Below are 22173 nucleotides of genomic sequence, written 5' to 3' on the forward strand. Positions count from 1 at the left end.
GGGGCGGGCGGCGGCCTCAGTCTCGACCTCGCCGCCTTCCACGCCTACGTCGACCGGCTGCTCTCCGACCTCGAACTGTCCGAGCCGCTGGCCAACGCCGGGCGGCTGATCGGGCAGCCGGCGCTGCGCGACGCCTTCGCCGGGGGCGGCCGGGCCGGCGACCTCGAAACGCTCGCCGCCTTCATCGACGAGGTGGCGGCCGGCGACCTGCGCGCCGGGGATTTCCTGGAGCGGATGGCGGCGGCCGAGATGGGCGACCCGGTGGCCGAGCGGCTGGCCCGCGATCTCGCCGCGGCGCTGGTCGACGCGGCGGGGCTGGCCGGCGCGATGGCGGCGGGGGCGGATTTTGCGGCCGGCCTCGGGGATACGTTCGCCCCCGGCGTCAGCGACCGGATCGCCGGCCGGTCGGGCCTGATGGCCGGGCGGCGGGCGGCGGCGGCCAAACGCGGCGACGGCGGGGCGGATGCCCTGGCCGGCTGGCTGATCGGGCGTGCGCGCTGGCAGCTCGCCGACATGCCCTCATGGCTTTCCGGCTATCGCCGGCAGCTCGACCGGTCCGGCGACGAGGCGCGGGCCGTGGCTGCGGGCGACGACGCGGCGCGGCGGGCGGATGCGGGGCGCGCGCCGGGCGGCAAGGCGGCGGTGGCCGTCCGGACCCTGGTCGCGGCGCTGATGGCCTCTCCCGTCGCATCGAACCCGGCAAACCTGTCGCGCGCCCTCGCCGCCGCCCTGCTGTTCGCCCGCGAGACGGCGGTGCTCCGGGCGCCCGGAAGCGGCGGCGATGCCGGCTTCGGCCCGATCGGCGCCCCCGCGCCGGCCTCGCCGGACAGCGCGGCGCGGGCGGCGATGTGGGCCGGGCTGGCCACATCCGCAGGCGACAGGGGCGATGCGAAGGCCGTCCGATCGACCATGATGGCCGCCGCACTCCTGACGGACGCCCCGCCAGCCGTGGCGATCGGCCATGTGTTCGGGGCGCGGTGAAATAAACCCTGGCGAGGTAGGGTCTCGCAAAACCAGCGAGGCCTGCCGATGACCATTGCGAGCGAAGCGAACCGCTCCGGCCCCTATGCCTGCAACGGGGCGACGACCAGTTTTCCCTATGAATTCAGGATCTACGACGCGGCGCACATCCGCGTCATCCTGACGGCGCCGGAAGGCACCGAATCCACCCTGGCGCTTGGCACCGACTATACGGTGTCCAGTGTCGGCGATAGCGGTGGCGGAGCCGTCGAGACGGCCTTGGCCTATGAAGCCGGCTACCTCGTGACGCTGATCCTCAACGTGCCGTTCACGCAGGATATCGACCTCGAGAACCAGGGCGCCTATTTCGCCGAAACCATCGAACGGGCGATCGACCTGCAGACGCAGATGTCCCTTCAGCTCAAGGAGCAGGTGGCGCGCGCCGTGGTGCTGCCGGTGACCTCGTCGGTGTCGGTGGACAGGTTGACCGGCGCGGTGCTGGCGCTGTCGGACATCCAGCCGCAGATGCTGGCGCTGGTGCCGATCGCCGAGGACATCGAGACGGTGGCCGGCATCGCCGGCGCGGTCGTCGCGGCCGAGGGGCACGCCAATACCGCGGCGACGGCGGCTGGCGTGGCGACCGGCAAGGCGGCGGAGGCGGCGGCGAGCGCCGCGGCGGCCGCCTTGTTCGATCCGACCTCCTACTACCTGAAGACCGCGTTCAAGGACGACGGGACAGCGAGCGCCCCTGCGAAGTATGGCGCAGCAGGCCAACTGACTGGCAAGGACATCTACGTCAATGACGCGCCGGGCCTCAACCGCTGGGTTATGTGGATGACCAATGGCCTGGCTCGGTGGTCTATGCGTGCAAACGCGACGCCGGAGGATGGGGGCAACACCGGGTCAAACTTCCAGTTCGATGCTTTTGATGACGCAGGGGACTCCCTGGGAACTGTCTACTCGGTTTCGCGGGCAGGTCGCAGCATGGCCTTCTCAGTGTCCCCCTCAGCCCCAACCCCCGCCTCCGGAGACGTCTCCACCAAGCTGGCCACCACAGCCTTCGTGAAGAATGCTCTTGCTGGTGGAGGCCTGAAGAACGTCCGAGTCGTGACCGCTTCCGGCAACGTCACTCCGTCCGCTGGCGTCACCAAGTGGCTCGCCATCGTCTGCGGCGGCGGCGGTGCAGGACAGGGCCGGAGTTCCGTCGGTATTGGAAATGGTGGTTTTGGTGGCGGCGCCACGATAGCCTTGGCGGACGTTGACGACAGTATGGCTTATGCCGCCACGGTTGGCGCTGGTGGCACCGGCGTGTCCAACACTCACGGTAACAATGGTGGTGCATCCTCGCTCGTAATCGGCGGCAATACATATATCGGCTCCGGCGGGCCGGGCAGCGCCACCATTGCTCCGGTTGTTGGCAGTGGCGGTTTGGTCAACCTGCCGGGCGGACCACGGGATTATTCCTATTACGTGGCCGGCTCTGAACAGTCACACGGCGGCAGCGGCGGAGATGGCCCGCTTGGCCTCGGATTCGGCGGCCTTGGTGGTGGCGGTGGCACTGGAGCCTATGGCGGAGGTGCGGCGACTGGTTACGGCGCGGGCGGCGGCGGAGCCTGCGTGGTCACGGCGAACGGCACCTTTGGCGGTAACGGTTCGCCGGGCATCATCATCATTTTGGAGTTCTGACCATGAAAACAGCGTACATCGTTGATGCAGGCGTCGTGGTCAACTCGATTGTCATTGCCGACGACGCCAATCCGATTGCCTTCGGTGCTCTGCTTGGGCCTGAGGGTGTCGGCGTCGGTATCGGCTGGACCTTCAACGGGATGGAATGGGCGCTGCCGGTCGAGCCTGACGCCACCCTCGACGATCTCCGCGCCGCCAAGATCGCCGTCATCACGGCCGCTGCCGATGCGTTGCTCTCCGCCGGCGCCCCCGTCGACTCCGGCCTGCATGTTGCCCTCGACGACGGCAGCCGGGCCGACCTCACCGCCATGGCGGCAACCGCTACGGCAGCTTCGGCCGGTGCCGTCGTTTGGCTCGACAGCTATGCGCGCGGCTGGATCGCCATTGAAAATGTCCGCATCCCGCTTGCCACGCCGGCCGCCGGCCTGGCGCTCGCCGCAGCCGTTGGCGACTACTACGCCGCCATCGTCCAGCGCCGGCGTGACCTGAAGGATATGGCTCTCTCGGCCGAGGATGCCGCCGCTCTCGACGCCGTCGACATCACCGCCGGCTGGCCGGCAGCATCGATCGGCGGGACATGAGCAAGCCGCTCTTCCAGGACGCCGATCCCACCACCGAGATTCTCGTCAAGCTTGGCGAACTCGGCGCCAGCGTCGAGCATTTACTGCGCGACTTTGGCGACGAGAAGATCGCCGCCCGCGACAACCGCGCCGCCATGCATCGCCGGCTCGACGAGCAGGCGCGGGAGCTCTCGGCCCTCAAGACCGAGCTGACGCTGAGCCGGCAGGTAGTCGAGGACCTTGCCAAGACCCAGGCGGACACCGTTCTGCCGGCGGTCGGTGAATGGCGCGACATGAAGACCACCGGCCTACGCATCGTCGGCGTATTGGCGATCGGCGGCATCAGCCTCGGCGCCACCATGGCCTGGTTCTCCGACCAGGCGGTGTCGCTGTTGCGCCACTGGCTGCGGATCGGCTGAGAGGCTTTTTATTCTGGCGGCCGATATCTGCCCTGTGCCCTTTTCGGCCCGAGGTCCTGCGCCTTCGCGCCTCCGTCCCGAAGCCGCGCCAGCCCGGAAACCCTTCCCGCCTAAGCTCCAGGCTCAATCGCTGGAGTAGAACGATGAAGCGGCCGAAGCTCGTGCCCAACGCCCGCCGGGTGCTCAGGCATTCCTGGACGTCCCACATCCTGATCGCCGGCGGCCTCACCACCGCTGCCGAGGCGGCGCTGCCGTATTTGGCCGGCGCCGAGCTGATCGCGCCGGCCGTCTTCCCCTTCGTGGCCTTCGGCGTGGTGTTCGCCGCCTTCGTCGCCCGCTACCTGGTGCAGGAGGCCTTGCACGATGGCGACCGTTGAGCTCGCGCCCAGCAAGCGCGCCCGGGCGGCGATCGCCGCCGTGGTGCTGGCGGCCGGCGCCGGCGGCACGGTGGCGTTGATCTCCGGCGCAAAGCCGGTGCCGGACGACGTGGCGCTGGCGGTGGAAGTGCTGGTGAAGCCCTGGGAGGGGCGGTCTCTTAAGGCCTATCTCGACACCATCGCCAAGCCGCCGGTCTGGACGATCTGCGATGGCGATACGACCAACGTACGGCCGGGCATGGCCGAGACGCCCGCCGGCTGCGACAAGCGCTTGGCCTCCAAGATCACCGCCGCCTACCGCGGCAAGCTCGTCGCCTGCATCCCCAACTGGAGCAAGGCGCCCCTGTCCTGGCGCGCCATGATGACCTCGCTCGCCTGGAACATCGGCGCCGGCGCCGCCTGCGGCTCGACGGCGGCGCGGCTCGGCCGGGCCGGTCGCTGGCTGGAGAGCTGCGTGGCCGCCACTGCCTTCAACCGGGCCGGCGGCCGCATGGTGGTCGGTCTCGCCCGGCGGCGCGGTATGGGCGACGCCGCGCGCATCGGCGAGGGCGAACTCTGCGCCTCGGGGGTGCCGTGATGTTCGGCCTGCTCGACAAGATCGGCACCACGGCCGCCGCCATCGCCGGCCTCGTCACCGGCGCCGCCGTCACCTTCGCGGCGCTCAGCCTCTATGACGCCTGGATCGACGATCCGGCGGTGGCCAGGGCAGCGCGCGAGGGCTTCGTGGCGGCGTCGGAAAAGCTGGCGCTGCAAGGCCAGGTGGACGAGATGAAGCGCCAGTTCAAGGTGGCCGAGGCGGCGGCCGCCAGTGATAGGGCGCGTGCGGAAGCGGCGAATAAGGAGGCGGACGATGCGTGGGCAAAATACGAGGCGGCCGTCGCCGCCGACACTGGCGACGATGGTTGTCGCGTCTCTGCTGACGATCTTGAGTGGCTGCGGAAATCTCGAGGCGCGCCTGGCGACGGCGTCAACTGAGATCGGCCGCCAGAACGCCGGGGTGAGCCTGCCGGCCCTGCCGGCCCGCTGCCGCGACAACATGCCGCGCGTCACGCCCAAGGCCGGCGAGAAGTGGCGCGCCGTGCAGGGGCGATGGCAGATCGTCGCCGACGGCGTGGACCGCAGGACAGCCGATTGCGCCGCCTTTTATGACGACGTGCGGGCGGGGATTGGCGCGGCCGAACCATTGTCGATACCCAGAGGGTGATCGGTTCGATGCTCTATTTATTGAATTCCCTGAGGACTTCACTTGGTGGTTTGGGGTGCTTCCCTGGAAAGTACACGCTCTACTTCGGCTGCAACTTTGTCGGCGATGGTTGGCGCTGTTGCCTTGGAAAGGTGGGAGCCGTCAAACAGGGCGAATTCTCCGCCTCTGACCATTGGGCAACTGCTTCCATCACAAAACCAATCGAGGCCATTTACTTCGTCGAAAGGAAGCCCGGCCTCGTCTAGGGAACGGATGAGACGAGAGCGGACATATGACGCGGAAGCATAATCGCCATATATCTGAGACTTGAGATCATATTTGATCTCTTTTTGTGCCACTGCGAAGTTTGGGATATTGGGATGGGGCGTAACAACGACAATACGAATGCCGATTTTGCGCAAGCGAGCAACCGTTTGCTGCAAGCCAAGAGTAATTACGTCTGCTGGTGGCCTTGTGGGATCATCCAATGCTGTAACTAAGGGGCGTTCCCATCTTGGTCCAATAAAATCTCCATACCACGCATAATTACTCGTTAAAATAACAACTTTGAACTTATTTTGCTTTATGTATTCAAATGTTTTGTTGTTATGCTGCGTACAATCCGTGTCCGAGGCGCGTAAGCTCGTACCATTCCTTTGGACGCCCAGAAGCGAAGGGCAGCCATGCCTGATGGATAGCTCGAGACCTTCGCCACGTGCGTTGAGAACGCGTCCGAGACTCGAAGCAAATGCGTCGGCGTAGCTGTCTCCCCAGAAGAATATGCGTGTGCTCGGCAGTTTGAAGCAATTCTCCTGGTCAAAACTGCAACCATCCGCTGTTTCTCTCTGGTCTTTAGGGTCGGGAATGAAGGTCGTCCCGACCCAAGAGGCAAGGAAGAGGCTGGCAGCGCCAAGTATAGACAGGGCAAAGACGCAGGCCCGCGACCTGAAAGCGGAATATGACCCAAGCCTTATGGGCATTTCTACAAATCGCCAGCTAATATAGGCAAGTGGAAGGCTAGAAAGAGCGACAATGGTGGTTACGAACACGGAAGGAGTGTCAACCGACCTCGTTTTCAGTAAGGCGATTAAAGGTACATGCCATAGATAGGCCCCATAGCTGAGCTTGCCGATGAATGAAATGGACGGATGGCCGAGGGCCCTGCAAGGCCAGGTAACCGGCGACCCGAACAGGAGGACGAGCGCTGTTCCCATGACCGGTGCGAGGGTGAAGTGTGACGGAAATGGGTGGTCCTCGCTCAAAAGAACGAAGGACAAAAACAGCATAATCAACCCGAGTAGAGACAAAGCGGAAACGTACCTGTCTCCCATTTTCTGCCGTAGAGCAAATGCTACGGCGCCAAAGAGTAGCTCAAACGATCTATATGGCGTTGAAAAGAATAGCTTTGACGGGTTTTTATCACCAAACAACACGGTGGCCTCCGTCACTAGGAACATCAATAAAGCGCCTGCAACGATCGCTGTAATCCTATGTTTCTTGCATAGCTTCCAGGTGATAAATAATAAAATAGGAAATATGAGATAAAATTGTTCTTCAACGGACAGACTCCAGGTATGAAGAAGCGGCTTTTCGTCGCTAATTGGAGAAAAATATTCGGTGTTTTTTGAGAAAAAGAAGTTTGATCTAAATGTAACCGCTGCCTGAATGGATCTCAAGTATTCATGCAATTCAAAAGGGAATGTCCATGTCACTACAAATGGCAGCGTACAGACAATCACCAGATACAACGCGGGCAAAATTCTGCGGCAACGTCGCTCGTAGAATCCGAGTATCGAGAATTTTCCCTGGCCAATTTCGCTGTCTATGATGCCAAAGATAAGAAAGCCGCTAATGACGAAAAATATGTCGACGCCGATAAAGCCGCCGCCAAAACCGGGTAATCCAGCGTGAAATAAAATGACTGGGATGATGGCCAGCGCACGAAGACCGTCAATATCGCTTCTATACCTGATGGCGGCTGGATGACTTGGCGTCCGCTGATTCAGCGAAACTGCCAAGTTGGTCGCGTCTCCCCGATAACTCCAACTGGAACTTGCCAAGATCCGCTCACCTGTCTTGCCGGCCCGCGGCAAGGCAGGCTCTCCTCCAAACGGGCGGCAACATAGATACACAAGTCACAAATTGAAACACAGGAATGGCCACAGGGATGCCTATTCCCACAAGCCTAGCTCATTGGTCTCCGTTGACCGGATGAAGCGCCTTGATTCCATCTGTCGGGGATGGCAGAAACAGGCGCCCTGGAGCGGGGCGGAGCCGAGCGGCCGCAAGGTGTCGGTCTGCGGCCGGTTCCGGAAGGGCCTGTAGCTCAATGGTTAGAGCCGGCCGCTCATAACGGTCTGGTTGCAGGTTCGAGTCCTGCCGGGCCCACCAATTCTTCAAGCTGTCGGGACGTGGCGCAGCGCCGTTGCGCCGGTCCGGTGCTGTTTCCGGCCGAGGCGCGATCCGGCGGCGGCGCTCTTCATCACTACAAATGCGTATTTCCGCATTTTTACCCAAGGTATTTTTACCCAATAAACCAAAAATTTAGACTGGGAATCTATCGGGGGTAGTGACTGAATCCCGATTGCCGCCGGTGGTTCGCCCTGCCGTTCGGCTGCCGCCGGCCGCGTTCGGGGCGGCTGTCGCGGATTGGCGACGCGCCGGCCAACGGCTGTGGCAGCTTCCGGCCGATTGGTGGCTCCAGCCGCATCAGGACCGACATGTTCGATATCCAGACGCTGTTCTCGATCATCATCTTCGTCAGCCTGGCATCGGGAAGCGCCATCTGGATCGCCTCGGCAACCGAGCCGAGCAGCGGCCTGAAGGAGCTGGCCCAGGCGCTGGTGCTGCACGGGCTGGCCTATATCCTCTATCTTGCGTCGCTGGCGTTCGGGGCGGTCGCGGTCTGGCTCGCCGAGATGTCGCTCGGGCTGTTCTTCGTATGCGGGGCAAAATCCCTCTGCCTGTTCCATTGCGTGACGTTTCCCCGGAAAGGCGCGCTGCTCTTCCTCGTCTGCCTTGCCGTCTCGTCGGCGGTCTACGTCGACGATATCGAGGCGAGGATCCTTTCCAACAGCCTGTTCATCATGCCGATGGTGGCTTTCGCCCTCGTCGTTGCGGTCCGCAACCTGCCCGGCACGCCCGGCCGCGGCAAATACCTGGTGCTGTCGGCGATCGTCCTGAACCTCATGCTGCTGGTCGTGCGGGAGCTGTCGCTGTCCCTGAAGATCGGCCGCATCGAAACCTTCTACGACAGCGATGTCTCGCAATCGCTGATCTTCCTGACCTCGCTGTTCGGCCTGATCTTCCTGGCCATCGGCTTCGTGCTGATGGCCAAGGAGCGCACCGACCACCGGAACCAGGAGCTGATCCTGAGGGACGATCTGACCGGCGCCTGGAACCGGCGGAAGCTCGAGGAGGTCGCCGCCATGGAGCTCGGCCGCCTCCGGCGCACCGGCTCGCTCGTCTCGATGCTGCTGATCGACCTCGACAATTTCAAGTCGATCAACGATCGCTTCGGCCATGTCAGCGGCGATTCCGTGCTGAGGCGGCTCGCCGCGGCCTGCTCGGGCGCCCTGCGCGACATCGACGTGTTCGGGCGCTGGGGCGGCGAGGAATTCCTCGTCCTGCTGCCCGGCGCCGGCGTGGACGAGGCGATCGCCGCGGCCGAGCGGCTGCGCCTGACGGCGAGCCGGATCGAGGTGGAGGACGCGGTGAGCATCAGCGTCAGCATCGGCATATCCCTGGCGTTCAGCACCGATACGGTCACGAGCTGGTTCGCAAGGGCCGACGCCGCGCTCTACCGGGCCAAGGCGGACGGCAAGAACCGCTGGTTCATCGACACGCCCCTGCGCCGGGAAGGCGGCGTTCTCCAGCTCGACTGGGGAGAGAGCCTGCGCGTCGGGGTGGACAAGGTCGACGAGGAGCATGCCGAACTGCTGGCCATGGCCAACAGCCTGTTGAAGCTGCTGGTCGGCAGCCCCAGCAAGCAAGCCATCCTGCACAGGCTGCAAATCCTCAGCGAAACCTTGATCGAACACTGCGCCAGCGAGGAAGAGGTGATCGCCGGCCGCCATCCCCGCATGCTTGAGGAGCACGCTCTCAGCCACGCACAAATGCTCGATCGCCTGAAATTCCTGACCGGGCTCTACGAGGCCGACGACCTGCCGCTCAATCCCTTCATCCAGTTCATCGTCTTCGAAATCTGCCTCCAGCATATGGCCGAACAGGACAGGGAGGTGTTCGCCGGCGCGGTCACGGCCTGAATTTGGAGCGGCAAAGGGGGCGGATCGCGGCGGATGGTTGTCATGCCACCTGAAGCGCCCTATATTGGCGTCAGAAAACGTGTTGCGAGGTATCGAGATGGGACTGGCCCAATATGCCGACAACGGCCTGTTCGCGCCGGCCAGGATCGCTAGAGCCTTCCGGACCACCAGGGACGAGGTGGCGCGTTCGGCCGGCCTCGGTCGCGACGCCGTGCTCAGGGCCGAACGGCTTCGCTCGGACAAGACGCAGCGGCGCCTGCGCGAGATGGTGGAGATCGTCAACAAGGTGGAGCCGCGCTTCGGCTCCGCCCTGATGGCCTATGCCTGGTATCGGTCGGAGCCGCTCCCTGGCTTCAGCGGTGCCACGGCCATGGCGCTGGTGCAGCAGGGCCGGGCGGGGGAGGTTCTCGACTATATCGATGCGGTGGATGCCGGCGTCTTCGCCTGAGAGCCTCTCTGATGCGCTTTCAAGGCACGCTCTACCGCGCCCTCAATCCCCTCTATGCCAGGGAACCATTGTCCGGGCGCGGCGCGCAGCTCTACGGCGGCCGCTTCAACGCCCGGGGAACGCCGGCCCTCTATCTCACCCTCGACGTGCTGACGGCGATCCGCGAGGCCAATCAGGTCGGCAGCCTGCAGCCGACGACGCTGGTCGCCTATGACGCCGACATCGACGACCTCTACGACAGCCGGGACGCGGCGGCGCTTGCAGCCCATGGCCTGACCTCCGGCGATCTCGCCGCGGCCACCTGGCGCGACGAGATGCAGGCCTCCGGCCGGTCGCGGACGCAGGGCTTCGCCGCCGACCTCCTTGCCGCCGGCTTCTCCGGGTTGCTCGTCCGCAGCTTCGCGCGGGGATCGTCGGACGCCGACCTCAACCTCGTGCTGTGGCGATGGTCGGAGGGGCTGCCCCATCGGCTGACGGTGATCGATGAGGAGGGGCGGCTTGGGTAAGGGCGAGCGTTATACCGGCCGGTCGCCCCTTCCTGCCCGAGGTCCTGCGCCTTCGCGCAGGATGACACCCTATGGGGAGGGGAGGTAAGGACGGAGGGCGATGGGCTATCCGGCTGTTTCCCATATATAATCCGTCATCCTACGCGTGAGGCGTAGGGCCTCGGGCAGAAAGGGGCGAGCGGCGGATATAGGGCTCTCCAAGAGAGAGGCGCGATCGATATGTGCCTAGTAGCCCCCATTCGGCCTGAGGTCCTACGCCTCACGCGTAGGATGACAACCTATGGGGAGGGGCAAGGATGGAAGGCGATGCGCTATCCGTTTGTTTCCTCTATATAAATCTGTCATCCTACGCGCAGGCGTAGGACCTCGGGCCGAAAAGGGCGCGATGCGCATATAGGTCTCCGATCGAACCGGAGCGCTGCCTTGCATCGTCGAGTTTCAGGACACCCCTCTCCCTGGTCCCTCTCCCACAAGGGGCGAGGGGACGCAGCTTGGGTCTACCCATTCCCGGAAGGCTCGGCTTGCCGCGCCGCTTCAGATACTCGTCGATGATGTTGACGCCGGCGACATCGAAGTCCCGGGTGAGGAAGTCCTCGAAGGCGCACTCCCAGAGCGTCATGGCCATGGCATCGCCGAGCTCGTCGCCGAGGTCCTCGAAGGTCATGCCGACCGGATCGAGGGCCGGGCCGAAATGCCGGTCGAAGATAGACTGGAAACAGGCGGTCCATTCGGGCCGGCCGAAGAATTTCATCAGGCCGCGAGGGTCGTAGCTGATCGGCATGGGCGTTTCTTCCGCGAGTAAATGGGCCGGGGTTTCGCCTTGAATATATCGAATCCGGGAATTCGTGCGACGGTCGAGCGAATCCGACTGTCGGGACATTTCCATGCTCTCATCTATACATGCATGACCAACATGATAATGCTTCTTAATACCGTTCAATAATGGTGAGAAAACTTGACAAAATATCCATCGTTGCTAAAGGCTCCGCTCATCGGGGAGTAGTCACCACCCTTGGGTGGGATCGTGTCAACAGGCTTGCGCGGGTGCGCGTGGCACGATCAGCCGAGATAGATCGGCCCGACCAGACCGTGGCGCTACCTGCTTTGTGCGGACAAGCGGGCATTTGGCGCCCGATCTGTTGTCCGTCGGAGCCTTGTCGATGTCCCCGTTCTCCATTGCCGTGCTCGCCGTCAGCATGTCGGTCGATGCCTTTGCCGTCTCCGTCGGACGCGGAGCCGCCATCGGCAGGCCGCGCCTCCGCGAAGCGCTCCGTACCGGCATCGTGTTCGGCACCGTCGAAGCGCTGACCCCGGTCATCGGCTGGGCCGCCGGCTTCGCCGCCAGCCGTTACGTGCAAGCGGTCGATCACTGGATCGCTTTCGCGCTCCTGGCCGGTGTCGGCCTCCATATGCTCCATGCGACTTTCCGTGCTGGAGAGGATGCCGCGCCGACCGGCCGGTCCCTGGCCATTCTCGTCGCGACGGCCATCGGCACGAGCCTGGACGCCATGGCCGTGGGCGTTTCGCTGGCCTTTCTCGACGTCGACATCATCGTCGTCGCCGTCGCCATCGGGCTGGCCACCTTCGTCATGTCCTCCGGCGGCATGCTGGTCGGCCGGCTGATTGGCGAGCGGTTCGGAAAAATAGCCGAGGCCGCGGCCGGCGTGGCCCTGTGCGTGCTCGGCGGTCTCATCCTGTTCGAGCATCTGTCGGCGGCCTGACCGGATTCGAACCTCGGAGCCATGCCGGCAGATAACGCGGAAACGGCGGGTGCCCGCCGCTCCAGGGCATTTTTCAGCAAAAGTGTGTAGCGGTATCGCCCCGGCACTTGCGTTAAAACAACGGGATAGGGCAGTTCCCGCGACGCGCTTTGCCGGACTTGCCCTCGCCATGAGCGGATCGGGGGCGACAATGGATCAGCAGGAGCAGGATGCCGTTCGGTGCGTCGCCGTCGATCTGGGCGCCGGCAGCGGCCGGGTGATCGTCGCCGAGCTCAAGGACGGGCTGATCGGCCTCACCGAGGTTCACCGCTTCACGACGCCGCTCGGCCATGACGCCGCGACCGGCCATGACGTCTGGGACAGCGACCTGATCGTCGCCAACGTGCGCGAGGGGCTCGAGAAGGCGGCGGCGATCGCGCCGGTGACGAGCGTCGGCTGCGACACCTGGGGCGTCGATTTCGTGCTGCTCGACGAGAGGCGGGAGAAGGTCGGGCTGAGCGTCGCCTATCGCGACGGCCGCACCGCCGGGCTGATGGACGAGGTGTTCGCCGACATGCCGCCGGCCGAGATCTACCGGCGCACCGGCATCCACTTCCAGCCCTACAACTCGCTCTACCAGTTGCGCGCCACCGCCAAACAGCATCCCGATTGGCTGGAGCGGGCGCGGCACCTCCTGTTCACGCCCGATTACCTGCACTTCGCGCTGTCGGGCGAGATCCGCAACGAATACACCATCGCCACCACCTCGCAGTTGCTGTCGCTGGAAAGCGGCGACTGGGACGGCGATCTCCTGAGGATCGCCGGCCTCAAGCGCGCGCTGATGAAGACGCCGGTGGCGCCCGGCACCGTCGTCGGCGAGGTCCGGCTCGCCAATGCCGCCCGGCCGATCAAGGTGATCGCCCCCGGCTCGCACGACACGGCGTCGGCGGTGGCCGCCGCGCCGATCGCCTCGGGCCGCGAGGCGTTCGTCAGCTCGGGCACCTGGTCGCTGATGGGCATCGAGAGCGAGCGCGCCTATACCGGCGAGCTGGCCCGCCGGCTCAACTTCGGCAACGAGGGCGGCGTCGCCGGCACCTATCGCGTCCTGAAGAACCTGATGGGGCTATGGCTGATCCAGCGGGTGCGCAAGGAACTGGGCGATCCCGGCTTTTCTGAGGTGGTGGCGGCGGCCGCGGCGGCGCCGGCCTGGCGGACGCTGATCGACCCCGACGATATCAGGTTCCTCAACCCGCCAAGCATGGTCGAGGCGATCGCCGCCTTCGCCGCCGCGCATGGCGAGCCGGCGCCGGTGGGGCTCGGGGCGATCGGCCGCTGCATCTTCGACAGCCTCGCCCTCGACTACGCCCACGTGAAGGGCGAACTGGAACAGCTGACCGGCCAGCCGATCGACACCATCCGCATCATCGGCGGCGGCTCGCAGAACGCGCTGCTCAACCAGCTGACGGCCGACGCCTGCGGCGTGCCGGTCACCGCCGGCCCGGTCGAGACGTCGGCGCTCGGCAACGCCTGCCTGCAGATGATCGCGCTCGGCGCCATGTCCTCGCTCGCCGAGGCGCGCGCCATCGTCAGCCGCTCCTTCCCGCTTGGCGAATACACGCCGAAGAACGCGGTGCCGGATGCGGCCCGGTCGCGGTTCGCGCGGCTGAAGACGGCCGCCGTCGCCGCCTGACGGGCGTCGGCTTTTGCTCCTGTTCGACGCCAAGCGGGGTTAATTATCCGCCAGCGCCGCGTCGGTCACCACCACGTCGAGGCGGCCGGAGGCGCAGAGCGCCTTGTCGGAGGTCGGGAAATAGCGGAAGGCGTCGCCGAAGCAGGCCGACAGCCGGTCCTTCACCCGGTCGACCAGCGGCTGGTCCGTGGCGCAATAGGTCATCCGCGTGCCCTGCTTCTCGATGCGGGTGCCCTTCTGGATCGGGTCGGGCGCCGCGAAGCCGAGGGTGCCGAGCACCCGCCGCACGCTTTCGGCGGCGACCGCCTCGCCGGCGCTGGGATAGCGGACGATGGCCACCTTGCCGGCGGTGTCGGCCGAGGGCAGGGGCGAGGCGCAGGTCAGGGCGCTGCCCTGTCCCACGACATGGCCGCTGGCGGCGGAGGCCAGCACCGGCTGGCTGAGCTTCAGCGCCGCGTCGAGGCTCACCGCCTCGCCGCGATAGGAATAGGCGCCGCCGCGCAGGGTGGGGTCGAGCGGCAGGGCCGACAGCAGGATGCGCACGGCGCGGGCCTCCGGCAGGCTGGACGGATCGACCGCCCGGTAGAGCGGCACCAGCTCGTCGGGGATGAAGGTCGCCTTCCTCAGCGCGTCGAAGGCGGCGACGGCGAGCAGCAGCCCGTTCTGGCTCGCATCCTCGCGATATTCGACGGCGACGTCGTAGACGACGGTATCCTTGAGCGCCTCGAGGGCGCCTTGCGAGGCGCCGGTGAGATTGCCGCCGGCGTCGCGGGCGACGGTGACGCGCAACAGCGTGGCGCCGGCGTTGACCAGCTTCTGCTCGACGTAGCCGGCTCGGCCGTCGGGGGTGCGCACGGCGATGAAGGCGCCGTTGGGGGCGCCGACCGACAGGAGCTGGCCGCGATCGACCGTCGCCAGCGCCTCGCCGCCGGCATTGGCGTATTTGAACATCGGCAGATCGGCGCCGGCCACCGCCAGGGTGCGGATCGGCGTCGTCCCGGCAAATCCGCCGATCTCGCCGAGGGCGGTGTCGGACAGCGAGGCGCTGGCGATCAGGCCGCCGAGGGTGGCCACCTCGCCCGGAACCGGCGGCGACGACGGCGCCGCCGACGCCAGCCACTCGCCCGTCGCCGCCTTGACCGGCAGGTCGGCGGCGGCCGGCTGGCCGGCGGCGAGGTCGGTGCAGGAGGGCAGGTCGGCCGGGCCGGTCAGCCCCTCGAATTTCGTCTTCCAGTCGCTCACGGCGCCGGAGAAATAGGAATAGAGGAAAAACGCGCCCAGATAGGCCTTGCCCAGGCAATATCGCCGCTCGTATTGGGCGGGGGAGGCGGCCGCCTCGAACTGCCGGAAGAACGTCAGCTCCGTCCGGTAGTTGGCCCTGGTCGGGTAGAGGACGAGCGGCGGCGGGTTGCCGGCGCGGTCGGGCACCTGTCCGGAGCCGGCCATGCTGGTGGCCACCTGGTCGAGCACCGAGGACGTGTTGCCATAGGCGTTGGCAACCGGCGGCGACGGCTGGCCGTCGTCGGCGAACCGCGGGTCTTCCGCCTGCCGCAGCGCATTGCCCCGCTCGCCGTCCATCGCTTCCAAGAGGCGCCGGGTGAAGGTCACGCCGCTATCGGTGGCGGTGCTGCCGTTCAGGGTGGCGAACCAGATGGTTTCGCCGGCCGTCTCGATAGTCATCTTGCTGATGCCCGGCTTGTAAGCCTGGGCCGCTCCGCCGGACAGCGCCGGCAGCGACAGCGGGAATGGACTGCGGCAGGCGTCGAGGATGATGTAGCGCAGCGAAACGTCCAGCGCCGCCAGCCGCTGCCGGATGGTCGCGAGCGGCAGGGCCATGTCCGGCAGGTCGTCCTGGAAGGTCGGGTTGAAATCGGAGGGTATGAGGAAGTTATCGGCGCCGTTGGTCACGCCGTGGCCGCCGAAATAGACCAGCACCACCGGCTTCTTGCGCGAGGTGGACCGGAGCTGCACGATCCGCGAGGAAAAGGCGTTGAGGGCTTCCAGAATGCCGTTGCGGGTGACGCGGCCGCCGTTGTCGCGCGGCTCGGTGATCAGGAATCCGGCGTCCGACAGGGTCCTGACCACCTGCGCCGTGTCGTTGGCGACGCCCGGCAGGTTCGGAATGTCGAGGCGGTCGGCGCGGTCGTAGTTGGCGACGCCGATGACCAGCGCCAGCCGGGGCGGCAGGGCGCCGTTGCCGTCCGGCCCCAGCGATTCACCCGGAAAGGGCACCGTGTTGTCGACGGCGTCCGGCGTGGCGCCGATCAGGGCGCCGGTTTGCGCGCGGGACGAATTGATCGCCGCCGCAGCAGCAATGCAAAAGATAAATCCAAATACTATGAAATAACGACAAAGGAAAAACATCCGCGACCGAGTCATCGCAGCCACCCAGATGTTGCCTAATTCCTTCAACCTAGCATATAATACGTATGCCTTCAAGACAACCGTGGGGGAACGGATGCGCAACAGTGCTTTTCTGGCCTTGGGCATCACTCTGGCGATGGTGGGCATCGCCGACGCCCATAATGAATGGGGAACCTTCAACCCGGAATTCAACGACGAAGCCGCGCCGCTTCTGGCGGAGGTGGCAAAACTGAACGATGCGGCGCCCGACGAGGACGCGAGATACTTCTATTCCCGGGCGCTTTTATGGAAGCCGGGGCAGACGCTGAAAGGTTGCTTCATCGGCGGAACGCCAGCCGAGCGGAAATTCATTTTCGATTCCGCCGCGAAACTTCTGAACGGGGCGCGGATCAACATCATCATCGATTTTCAGAGCCTGAACCCGTTCCCCGATTGCCGGAAAGACGCCCGGGGACTGTATCCGGAGGAGATCCGCATCGCCGCCGGGACGGGCGCGCCCTGCTGCAGCGCCCATATCGGGCGCAACGGCGTCAAGAAGGCCAATTCGGACAAGGCGAACGTCTTCCTGGGCGGCAGGCTGGAGGACTGGCAGGTCTGGCACGAGCTGATCCACGCCCTCGGCTTCTTCCACGAGCACCAGAAGCCCGGCGCGCCCTGCCGGTTCGATTACGTGGAGATCCAGCGGCTGTGGGGCTGGGACGCGACCAAGGTCAAAACCAATTTCGACAGGCTGAACAACGACGAAAGGGACTTCCGGCTGTCCGGCGGCTTCGACGTGAAGTCGATCATGGACTACTACCAGTCGAGCCCGACGATGCTGGTCGATGGCACCCGCAGCCCCTGCTACAACCCGGCGCCGGCCAAAACCCTGACGACGACGGACCTGGAAGGCCTGCGCCTCGCCTATCCGATGTCGGCCTCGCCCGCCTCGCACGCCGAGCGGGTGACGCGCGCCCGCGCCATCGTCGATCTCGCCGGGGTATCGCCGGGGCTGAGGGAGCTCCTGGAGTCCGAGTGACATGACATCCTGAGCCTTGGAGGGGCCGGCGCACCTGAGCGAATAGTCGCCGGCCGGCGATGCGAGCGGGACGCCGGTTCGATTGGAGACCTATATTGGCCGCGCGTTCTTTCCTGCCCGAGGTCCTATGCCTTCGCATAGGATGACAGATTTATATTTAAGAAACAGCCGGATAGTGCATCGCCCTCCATCCTTGCCTTGCCTCGCCCTGCCTCCCCTCCCCATAGATTGTCATCCTACGCGAAGGCGTAGGACCTCAGGCCGAAAAGGGGGCATGGCAAATATCGGGCACCGATCCGAAGGAAACCGATCGAGCGCTATGACACTATCCCGAAGCATCCTCGATGTCTGGCCCACCCCTCTCCCTGTTCCCTCTCCCACAGGGGGCGAGGGGACGATGGGAGTTGCCTACCCATTTTTCGGGCAAGCCGAGCTTTCCAGTAATGGGTAGACCCAAACCGCGTCCCCTCGCCCCCTGTGGGAGAGGGACCAGGGAGAGGGGTGTCCTGAAACTCGACGATGCCAGGCAGCGCTCCGGTTCGATTGGAGACCTATATCCGTCGCCCGTTCTTTCCTGCCCGAGGTCCCCACCTACGCGGGGATGACAACTTGATAGATGCCCGCGCGAGCCGCTACAGCTCTGTTTCATCTATATAAATCTGTCATCCCCGCGAAGGCGGGGACCTCAGGCCGAATGGGGCGCCAAGGCGACTATCGGGCACCGACCCAAATGAAACCGATCGAGCGCCACGACACCATCCCGAAGCATCCTCGATATCTGGCCCACCCATCTCCCTGGTCCCTCTCCCACAAGGGGCGAGGGGACGCGGTTTGGGCCTACCCGTTACTGGAAAACGCGCCCGTTCAGATCAATGGGTCGGCAACTCCCACCGTCCCCTCGCCCCTTGTGGGAGAGGGACCAGGGAGAGGGGTGTCCTGAAACTCGACGATGCCGGGCAGCGCTCCGGTTTGGTTGGAGACCTATATTGGCCGCTCGCCCTTTCCTGCATGAGGTCCTGCGCCTTCGCGTAGGATGACAGAATTATATAGAGGAAACAGCCGGATAGCCATCGCCATCCATCCTTGCCTCGCCCTGCCTCCCCTCCCCATAGAGTGTCATCCTGCGCGAAGGCGCAGGACCTCATGCAGGAAAGAACGAACGGCCGATATCAGTCTCCGGGCGAACCGGGGCGTGCGCGGCGGCGGTGCCGGCACGCCTCTTGCCCGCCGTCTGTCCGGCTCCCCCCGTTAACCATCCGGAAACCATAACGGCCGTGGCGGAGGCTGATTTCGCCTGAAGGGTCGCATCCCGGACGTTGATATCCTACTCGGCTTGTCCTCGCGGCAAGTCGTTCGAAAATCAGGCGATGGGGGATGCCGCGCATGGGGTGACTTCGGACGATCATCGTGATGGCTCGAGGCCTTCGAAGCCGCGGACCTCCATGAGGGGCGCCGCCGGGCCGGCCTCGGCGGCGCGGAGCTCCGCGCCATCCGCGCAACGCAACGCCAGCCCAAGCGGGGGTATGACATGACGACGTCATCGAGTGTCACCAGTTCTTCGTCGTCATCGTCGAGCTACGCCACGTCGGACGTGAGTTCGGTCGACTGGAGCGGGCTGATCGAGGAGCTCTACCAGGCCAAGCTGGCGGCGACGGCGACCTACGAGACCAAGATCTCGACCAACGAAGCGAAGATTTCCGCCTACAACGACGCCATCGACCTCCTGGAAACCCTGCAGACCGCCGCGACCGCCTTGCGCGCGGTGACCGATTCCACGGCGAGCGACACCGACGTGTTCCTGGAGCGCAAGGCCTACCTGACGGGCACCGGCGGGGTGGACACCAGCGCGGTTCTCACCGTCAGCGCCGAATCCGGCGTCGCCACCGGCAGCTATTCGCTGACGGTCAGCCAGTTGGCGACCAGCCAGAAGGTGGCGAGCGGCAACTTCACCGCGTCGTCGTCGGCGCTCGGTCTCTCCGGCAGCTTCAGCATCGGCGTCGCGGGCGGCGAGGCGGTGACGATCGACGTCACCGAGACCATGACGCTGGCCCAGATCGCCGCCGCCATCAACGACGGCAGCGACACGAGCGGCGTCAAGGCCACCGTGCTGAAGGTGTCGAGCACCAGCTACCAGTTGATCCTGTCGACGGTCGACACCGGCCAGACGATCGCGGTTTCCGACGCCGACGGCGTGCTGCAGGACCTCGGCATCGTCGACGACAGCGGCAGCTTCGCCGACGAGCTGCAAGCCTCGCAGCAGGCGATCTTCACCATCGACGGCGTCACCATCACCCGCTCCACCAACGAGATCGACGACGTGATCGACGGGCTGACCTTCTATCTCACCGGCACCACCGGCGAAGGCCAGGCGGTCAACGTCGAGATCGCCCAGAACCTGACCGACATCAAGAGCGCGGTGATCGCCTTCGTCGACGCCTACAACGCCTACCGGGAGTGGGCGCTGTCGCAGCAGGCGACGGCGACGGGCGGCGGCGCCTCCAGCGACGCGGTGCTGTTCGGCGACAGCACCATCCGCACCATCAACCAGCAGATCGCCTCGGCGCTGACCTTCTCGCTCGACGACGTTTCCATGTCGGCGCTCGGCCTCAGCTTCGACAACAACAACTACCTGCAATATGACGAGAAGACCCTCAACAAGGTGCTGAACGCCGATACGGCCATCATCCAGCAGCTGTTTTCCTATTCGTTCGAAAGTTCGTCGAGCGATCTCGGCATCCTCTACCGCGGCACCAGCGCGCCATCGACCTTCACGCTCGACATCACCGTCGACGACGACGGCAACATCACCGGCGTGACCGTCGACGGCGAGAGCGGGCTGTTCACGGTCACCAGCACCGGCCACGGCATCAAGGGCGTGGCCGGCACCGCCTACGAGGGCTACACCTTCGTGTTCACCGGCAGCACCAGCCAGTCGGTCACCGTGACGCAGGCCGCCGGCATCGCCGAGCAGATCTACAACATCACCAAGAACGCGATCAATTCCAGCTCCGGCTCGATCGTCACCGTCATCTCCAACCTGACCAGCAAGAACACGTCCTACGAGACCCAGATCGACAGAATAACCGACCGGGCCGATACCTATAAGGCCAACCTGACCCTTCGCTATGCCCGCCTCCAGGCGAAGATCAGCCAGGCCAATTCCATGCTGACCTATATCAACGCGCTGCTCGACGCCCAGAACAGCGATTGATGCTTGCCCTGAAGCGCTGGAAGGGTCCCGCGGCGCTGGCTATCGGCGCGCCGCCGGCTGTCTTTGGCCAGTCGATCGCCGTCCGGGCCGGCCTGCCGTAAGTATTAATTGAATTTAACGAATTGCCTTCCGAAAAATTGCAATTTGCCCGCCTGGTTTTGCGGTCTCTCTCGTATAACCCAAAGACACCAGAGAGATCGGAACCGGTCAATGAGCTTAACTATCCTGCTTCCCTGGCTTATCCCGAGGTCTATATGACTCGTTAACGGATATTAAACGAGGATATATACTTATCTATTGCCAAGTTCAGGCCGTGTTGCGGCATTGGTGCCCGTCGTTATTTTAAATATAGCGCTCCCCGACCCCCAATAACCTGTATGCGTATGGAGGCCAGGATGTCCCTTACGGGCGCCATGAATTCCGCCGTCTCGGCGATGAAGGCTCAATCGACGGCGCTGTCGATCATCTCCAACAACCTCGCCAACATCTCGACCACCGGCTACAAGGCGAGCTCGACCAGCTTCTCGTCGCTGCTGACCTCCGGCTCGACGAGCAGCGCCAGCGGCGGCGTCACCGCGACCAAGTCGCAGAACATCCTGGCCAGCGGCACGCTGGTCTCCTCGTCGATCGCCACCAACCTCGCGGTGGACGGCGACGGCTTCTTCGCGGTGACCACCGGCGACGGCAACATCTACTATACGCGCAACGGCGCCTTCACCATCGACGACGACACCGGCTATCTCACCAACAACGGCTACCTGCTGATGGGCTGGCCGACCGACGCCGACGGCAACGTGGTGGGCGGCACCACCCAGAGCAACCTCGAGATCATCGACACCAACAACCTCTCCGGCTACGCGGCGGCGACGACCAAAGCCTCGCTGACCGGCGTCCTGCCGGCCGACGCCGAGGTCGGCGACAGCTATACGAGCGAGCTGGAACTCTACGACAGCCTGGGCACCGCCTACACCATGGGCGTGACCTGGACGAAGACCGGCGAAAACACCTGGGAGATGTCGTTCAGCAGCCTGACCTCGGGCAACGGCACGGTCGAGGCGGCGCCGACCGACACCATCGAGATCACCTTCAACGCCGACGGAACGCTGGCCAGCCCGTCGACGGCGACGCTGGCGATTTCCGGCCTGTCGGACGGGTCGGCCGCCATGTCGATCGCGCTCGGCTTCGGCACCGCCGGCGCCTCGGACGGCCTGTCGCAATACGCGCTCGACAGCAGCAACACGACGGTCGACATCGCCTGCACCGGCAACGGCTGCGCCTACGGCACGCTGTCCGGCGTCACCATCGACGAGGACGGCACCGTCTACGCCAACTACAGCAACGGCATGTCGCTGTCGCTCTACAAGATCCCGCTCGCCACCTTCGCCAATGCCAACGGCCTGATCGAGATGAGCAATTCGGTCTACGCGCTGGCCGGCACGTCGTCGGGCGGCGCCACCTACCACTTCGCCGGCAGCGGCGGCGCCGGCTCGTTCCAGTCCTATCGGCTGGAGGAATCGACCACCGACACCAACACCGAATTCTCCAACATGATCGCCGCCCAGCAGGCCTATTCGGCGGCCTCGCAGGTCATCTCGACGGCCAAGGACATGTTCGACGCGCTTCTGGCGGCGGTGCGCTAACCGGGGCTGGGAGGCGTTGTCATGTCGGTGTCGGTCGCCAGTTCCATCGCCCTGTCGGCGCTCCGGGCGGCGCAGGTCGGCCTCAGCGTGTCGTCGGCCAACATCGCCAACGCCGACGTCGACGGCTACACGGTGAAGACCGCCAA

Annotated in this window: 20 protein-coding genes, 1 tRNA gene and 1 riboswitch; of the genes, 18 read left to right on the forward strand and 3 right to left on the reverse strand. The window is 64.9% G+C overall.

Annotated features, from left to right (window positions below):
* The 8 genes from CJ014_RS27985 to CJ014_RS26135 form a co-directional block, all read left to right on the forward strand.
* On the forward strand, positions 1-981 hold a 981-nt coding region (locus CJ014_RS27985), incomplete at its 5' end, for a hypothetical protein (protein WP_207765868.1).
* Between the two features lie 48 nt (positions 982-1029).
* Entirely contained in the window at positions 1030-2646 is a 1617-nt protein-coding gene (locus CJ014_RS26105) for a glycine-rich domain-containing protein (protein WP_100083432.1), read from the forward strand.
* A gap of 2 nt (positions 2647-2648) precedes the next feature.
* Entirely contained in the window at positions 2649-3227 is a 579-nt protein-coding gene (locus CJ014_RS26110; protein ID WP_100083433.1) for a DUF4376 domain-containing protein, read from the forward strand.
* On the forward strand, positions 3224-3625 hold the full coding sequence (locus CJ014_RS26115; RefSeq protein WP_100083434.1) for a DUF1515 family protein: 402 nt from the start codon (positions 3224-3226) through the stop codon (positions 3623-3625). Before CJ014_RS26110 ends, CJ014_RS26115 begins: the two co-directional genes overlap by 4 nt.
* 143 nt (positions 3626-3768) lie before the next feature.
* Positions 3769-4002 (forward strand): DUF7940 domain-containing protein, encoded by a 234-nt coding sequence (locus tag CJ014_RS26120; protein WP_100083435.1) that lies wholly within the window; start codon positions 3769-3771, stop codon positions 4000-4002.
* A complete protein-coding gene (locus CJ014_RS26125; RefSeq protein ID WP_100083436.1) occupies positions 3989-4579 on the forward strand; it encodes a lysozyme in 591 nt (196 codons plus the stop codon). The genes CJ014_RS26120 and CJ014_RS26125 overlap by 14 nt, the downstream gene beginning before the upstream one ends.
* The gene (locus CJ014_RS26130; RefSeq protein WP_100083437.1) at positions 4579-4977 is read left to right on the forward strand and encodes a hypothetical protein; all 399 of its coding nucleotides are present in this window, start codon (positions 4579-4581) and stop codon (positions 4975-4977) included. The genes CJ014_RS26125 and CJ014_RS26130 overlap by 1 nt, the downstream gene beginning before the upstream one ends.
* A 22-nt stretch (positions 4978-4999) precedes the next feature.
* Positions 5000-5206, forward strand: a complete 207-nt coding sequence (locus tag CJ014_RS26135) for a hypothetical protein (protein WP_245427700.1) — start codon at positions 5000-5002, stop codon at positions 5204-5206.
* Positions 5207-5244: 38 nt separating this feature from the next.
* On the opposite strand, the gene CJ014_RS26140 is transcribed toward CJ014_RS26135, so the two are convergent.
* Complete coding sequence (locus CJ014_RS26140) at positions 5245-7203, reverse strand: acyltransferase family protein (protein ID WP_165791002.1); 1959 nt, start codon at positions 7201-7203, stop codon at positions 5245-5247.
* 297 nt (positions 7204-7500) lie between these two features.
* Here CJ014_RS26140 and CJ014_RS26145 point away from each other — a divergent pair.
* The 4 genes from CJ014_RS26145 to CJ014_RS26160 all read left to right on the forward strand — a co-directional run bounded on the left by CJ014_RS26145 (position 7501) and on the right by CJ014_RS26160 (position 10404).
* Positions 7501-7576: transfer RNA gene (locus CJ014_RS26145), tRNA-Ile, on the forward strand.
* A 329-nt stretch (positions 7577-7905) separates the two neighbouring features.
* Positions 7906-9450 carry a diguanylate cyclase gene (locus CJ014_RS26150; protein ID WP_100083439.1) on the forward strand — a complete coding sequence of 515 codons (1545 nt, stop codon included), beginning with the start codon at positions 7906-7908 and terminating at the stop codon, positions 9448-9450.
* A gap of 97 nt (positions 9451-9547) precedes the next feature.
* A complete protein-coding gene (locus tag CJ014_RS26155) occupies positions 9548-9898 on the forward strand; it encodes an antitoxin Xre/MbcA/ParS toxin-binding domain-containing protein (protein WP_100083440.1) in 351 nt (116 codons plus the stop codon).
* Between the two features lie 11 nt (positions 9899-9909).
* Positions 9910-10404, forward strand: a complete 495-nt coding sequence (locus CJ014_RS26160) for an RES family NAD+ phosphorylase (RefSeq protein ID WP_100083441.1) — start codon at positions 9910-9912, stop codon at positions 10402-10404.
* 346 nt (positions 10405-10750) lie between these two features.
* Here the strand turns inward: CJ014_RS26160 and CJ014_RS26165 are convergent, their stop codons facing one another.
* Positions 10751-11185 carry a hypothetical protein gene (locus CJ014_RS26165; RefSeq protein ID WP_100083442.1) on the reverse strand — a complete coding sequence of 145 codons (435 nt, stop codon included), beginning with the start codon at positions 11183-11185 and terminating at the stop codon, positions 10751-10753.
* 201 nt (positions 11186-11386) lie between these two features.
* Positions 11387-11484, forward strand: a riboswitch (yybP-ykoY riboswitch).
* A gap of 80 nt (positions 11485-11564) precedes the next feature.
* On the opposite strand from CJ014_RS26165, the gene CJ014_RS26170 reads away from it, so the two are divergent.
* Together CJ014_RS26170 and rhaB are read left to right on the forward strand one after the other, a co-directional pair.
* Positions 11565-12125 (forward strand): manganese efflux pump MntP, encoded by a 561-nt coding sequence (locus CJ014_RS26170; RefSeq protein WP_100083448.1) that lies wholly within the window; start codon positions 11565-11567, stop codon positions 12123-12125.
* 190 nt (positions 12126-12315) lie between these two features.
* Entirely contained in the window at positions 12316-13794 is a 1479-nt protein-coding gene (gene rhaB, locus CJ014_RS26175; protein WP_165791003.1) for a rhamnulokinase, read from the forward strand.
* Positions 13795-13833: 39 nt separating this feature from the next.
* Here the strand turns inward: rhaB and CJ014_RS26180 are convergent, their stop codons facing one another.
* A complete protein-coding gene (locus tag CJ014_RS26180) occupies positions 13834-16026 on the reverse strand; it encodes a caspase family protein (RefSeq protein WP_165791004.1) in 2193 nt (730 codons plus the stop codon).
* A 226-nt stretch (positions 16027-16252) separates the two neighbouring features.
* Between CJ014_RS26180 and CJ014_RS26185 the strand changes: the two genes are divergently transcribed.
* The 4 genes from CJ014_RS26185 to CJ014_RS26200 all read left to right on the forward strand — a co-directional run.
* Positions 16253-17176 carry a M12 family metallopeptidase gene (locus tag CJ014_RS26185; protein ID WP_165791005.1) on the forward strand — a complete coding sequence of 308 codons (924 nt, stop codon included), beginning with the start codon at positions 16253-16255 and terminating at the stop codon, positions 17174-17176.
* Between the two features lie 1528 nt (positions 17177-18704).
* On the forward strand, positions 18705-20387 hold the full coding sequence (gene fliD, locus CJ014_RS26190) for a flagellar filament capping protein FliD (protein WP_100083445.1): 1683 nt from the start codon (positions 18705-18707) through the stop codon (positions 20385-20387).
* Positions 20388-20782: 395 nt separating this feature from the next.
* Positions 20783-22027, forward strand: coding sequence for a flagellar hook protein FlgE (gene flgE, locus CJ014_RS26195; protein ID WP_100083446.1), 1245 nt, complete (start codon positions 20783-20785; stop codon positions 22025-22027).
* Between the two features lie 21 nt (positions 22028-22048).
* Positions 22049-22173, forward strand: a 125-nt coding sequence (locus CJ014_RS26200; RefSeq protein WP_133121868.1) for a flagellar basal body protein, incomplete at its 3' end; no start/stop codon positions are given.

Source organism: Pleomorphomonas carboxyditropha (genome assembly GCF_002770725.1).
In the GTDB taxonomy this organism is placed as follows: Bacteria; Pseudomonadota; Alphaproteobacteria; order Rhizobiales; family Pleomorphomonadaceae; genus Pleomorphomonas; species Pleomorphomonas carboxyditropha.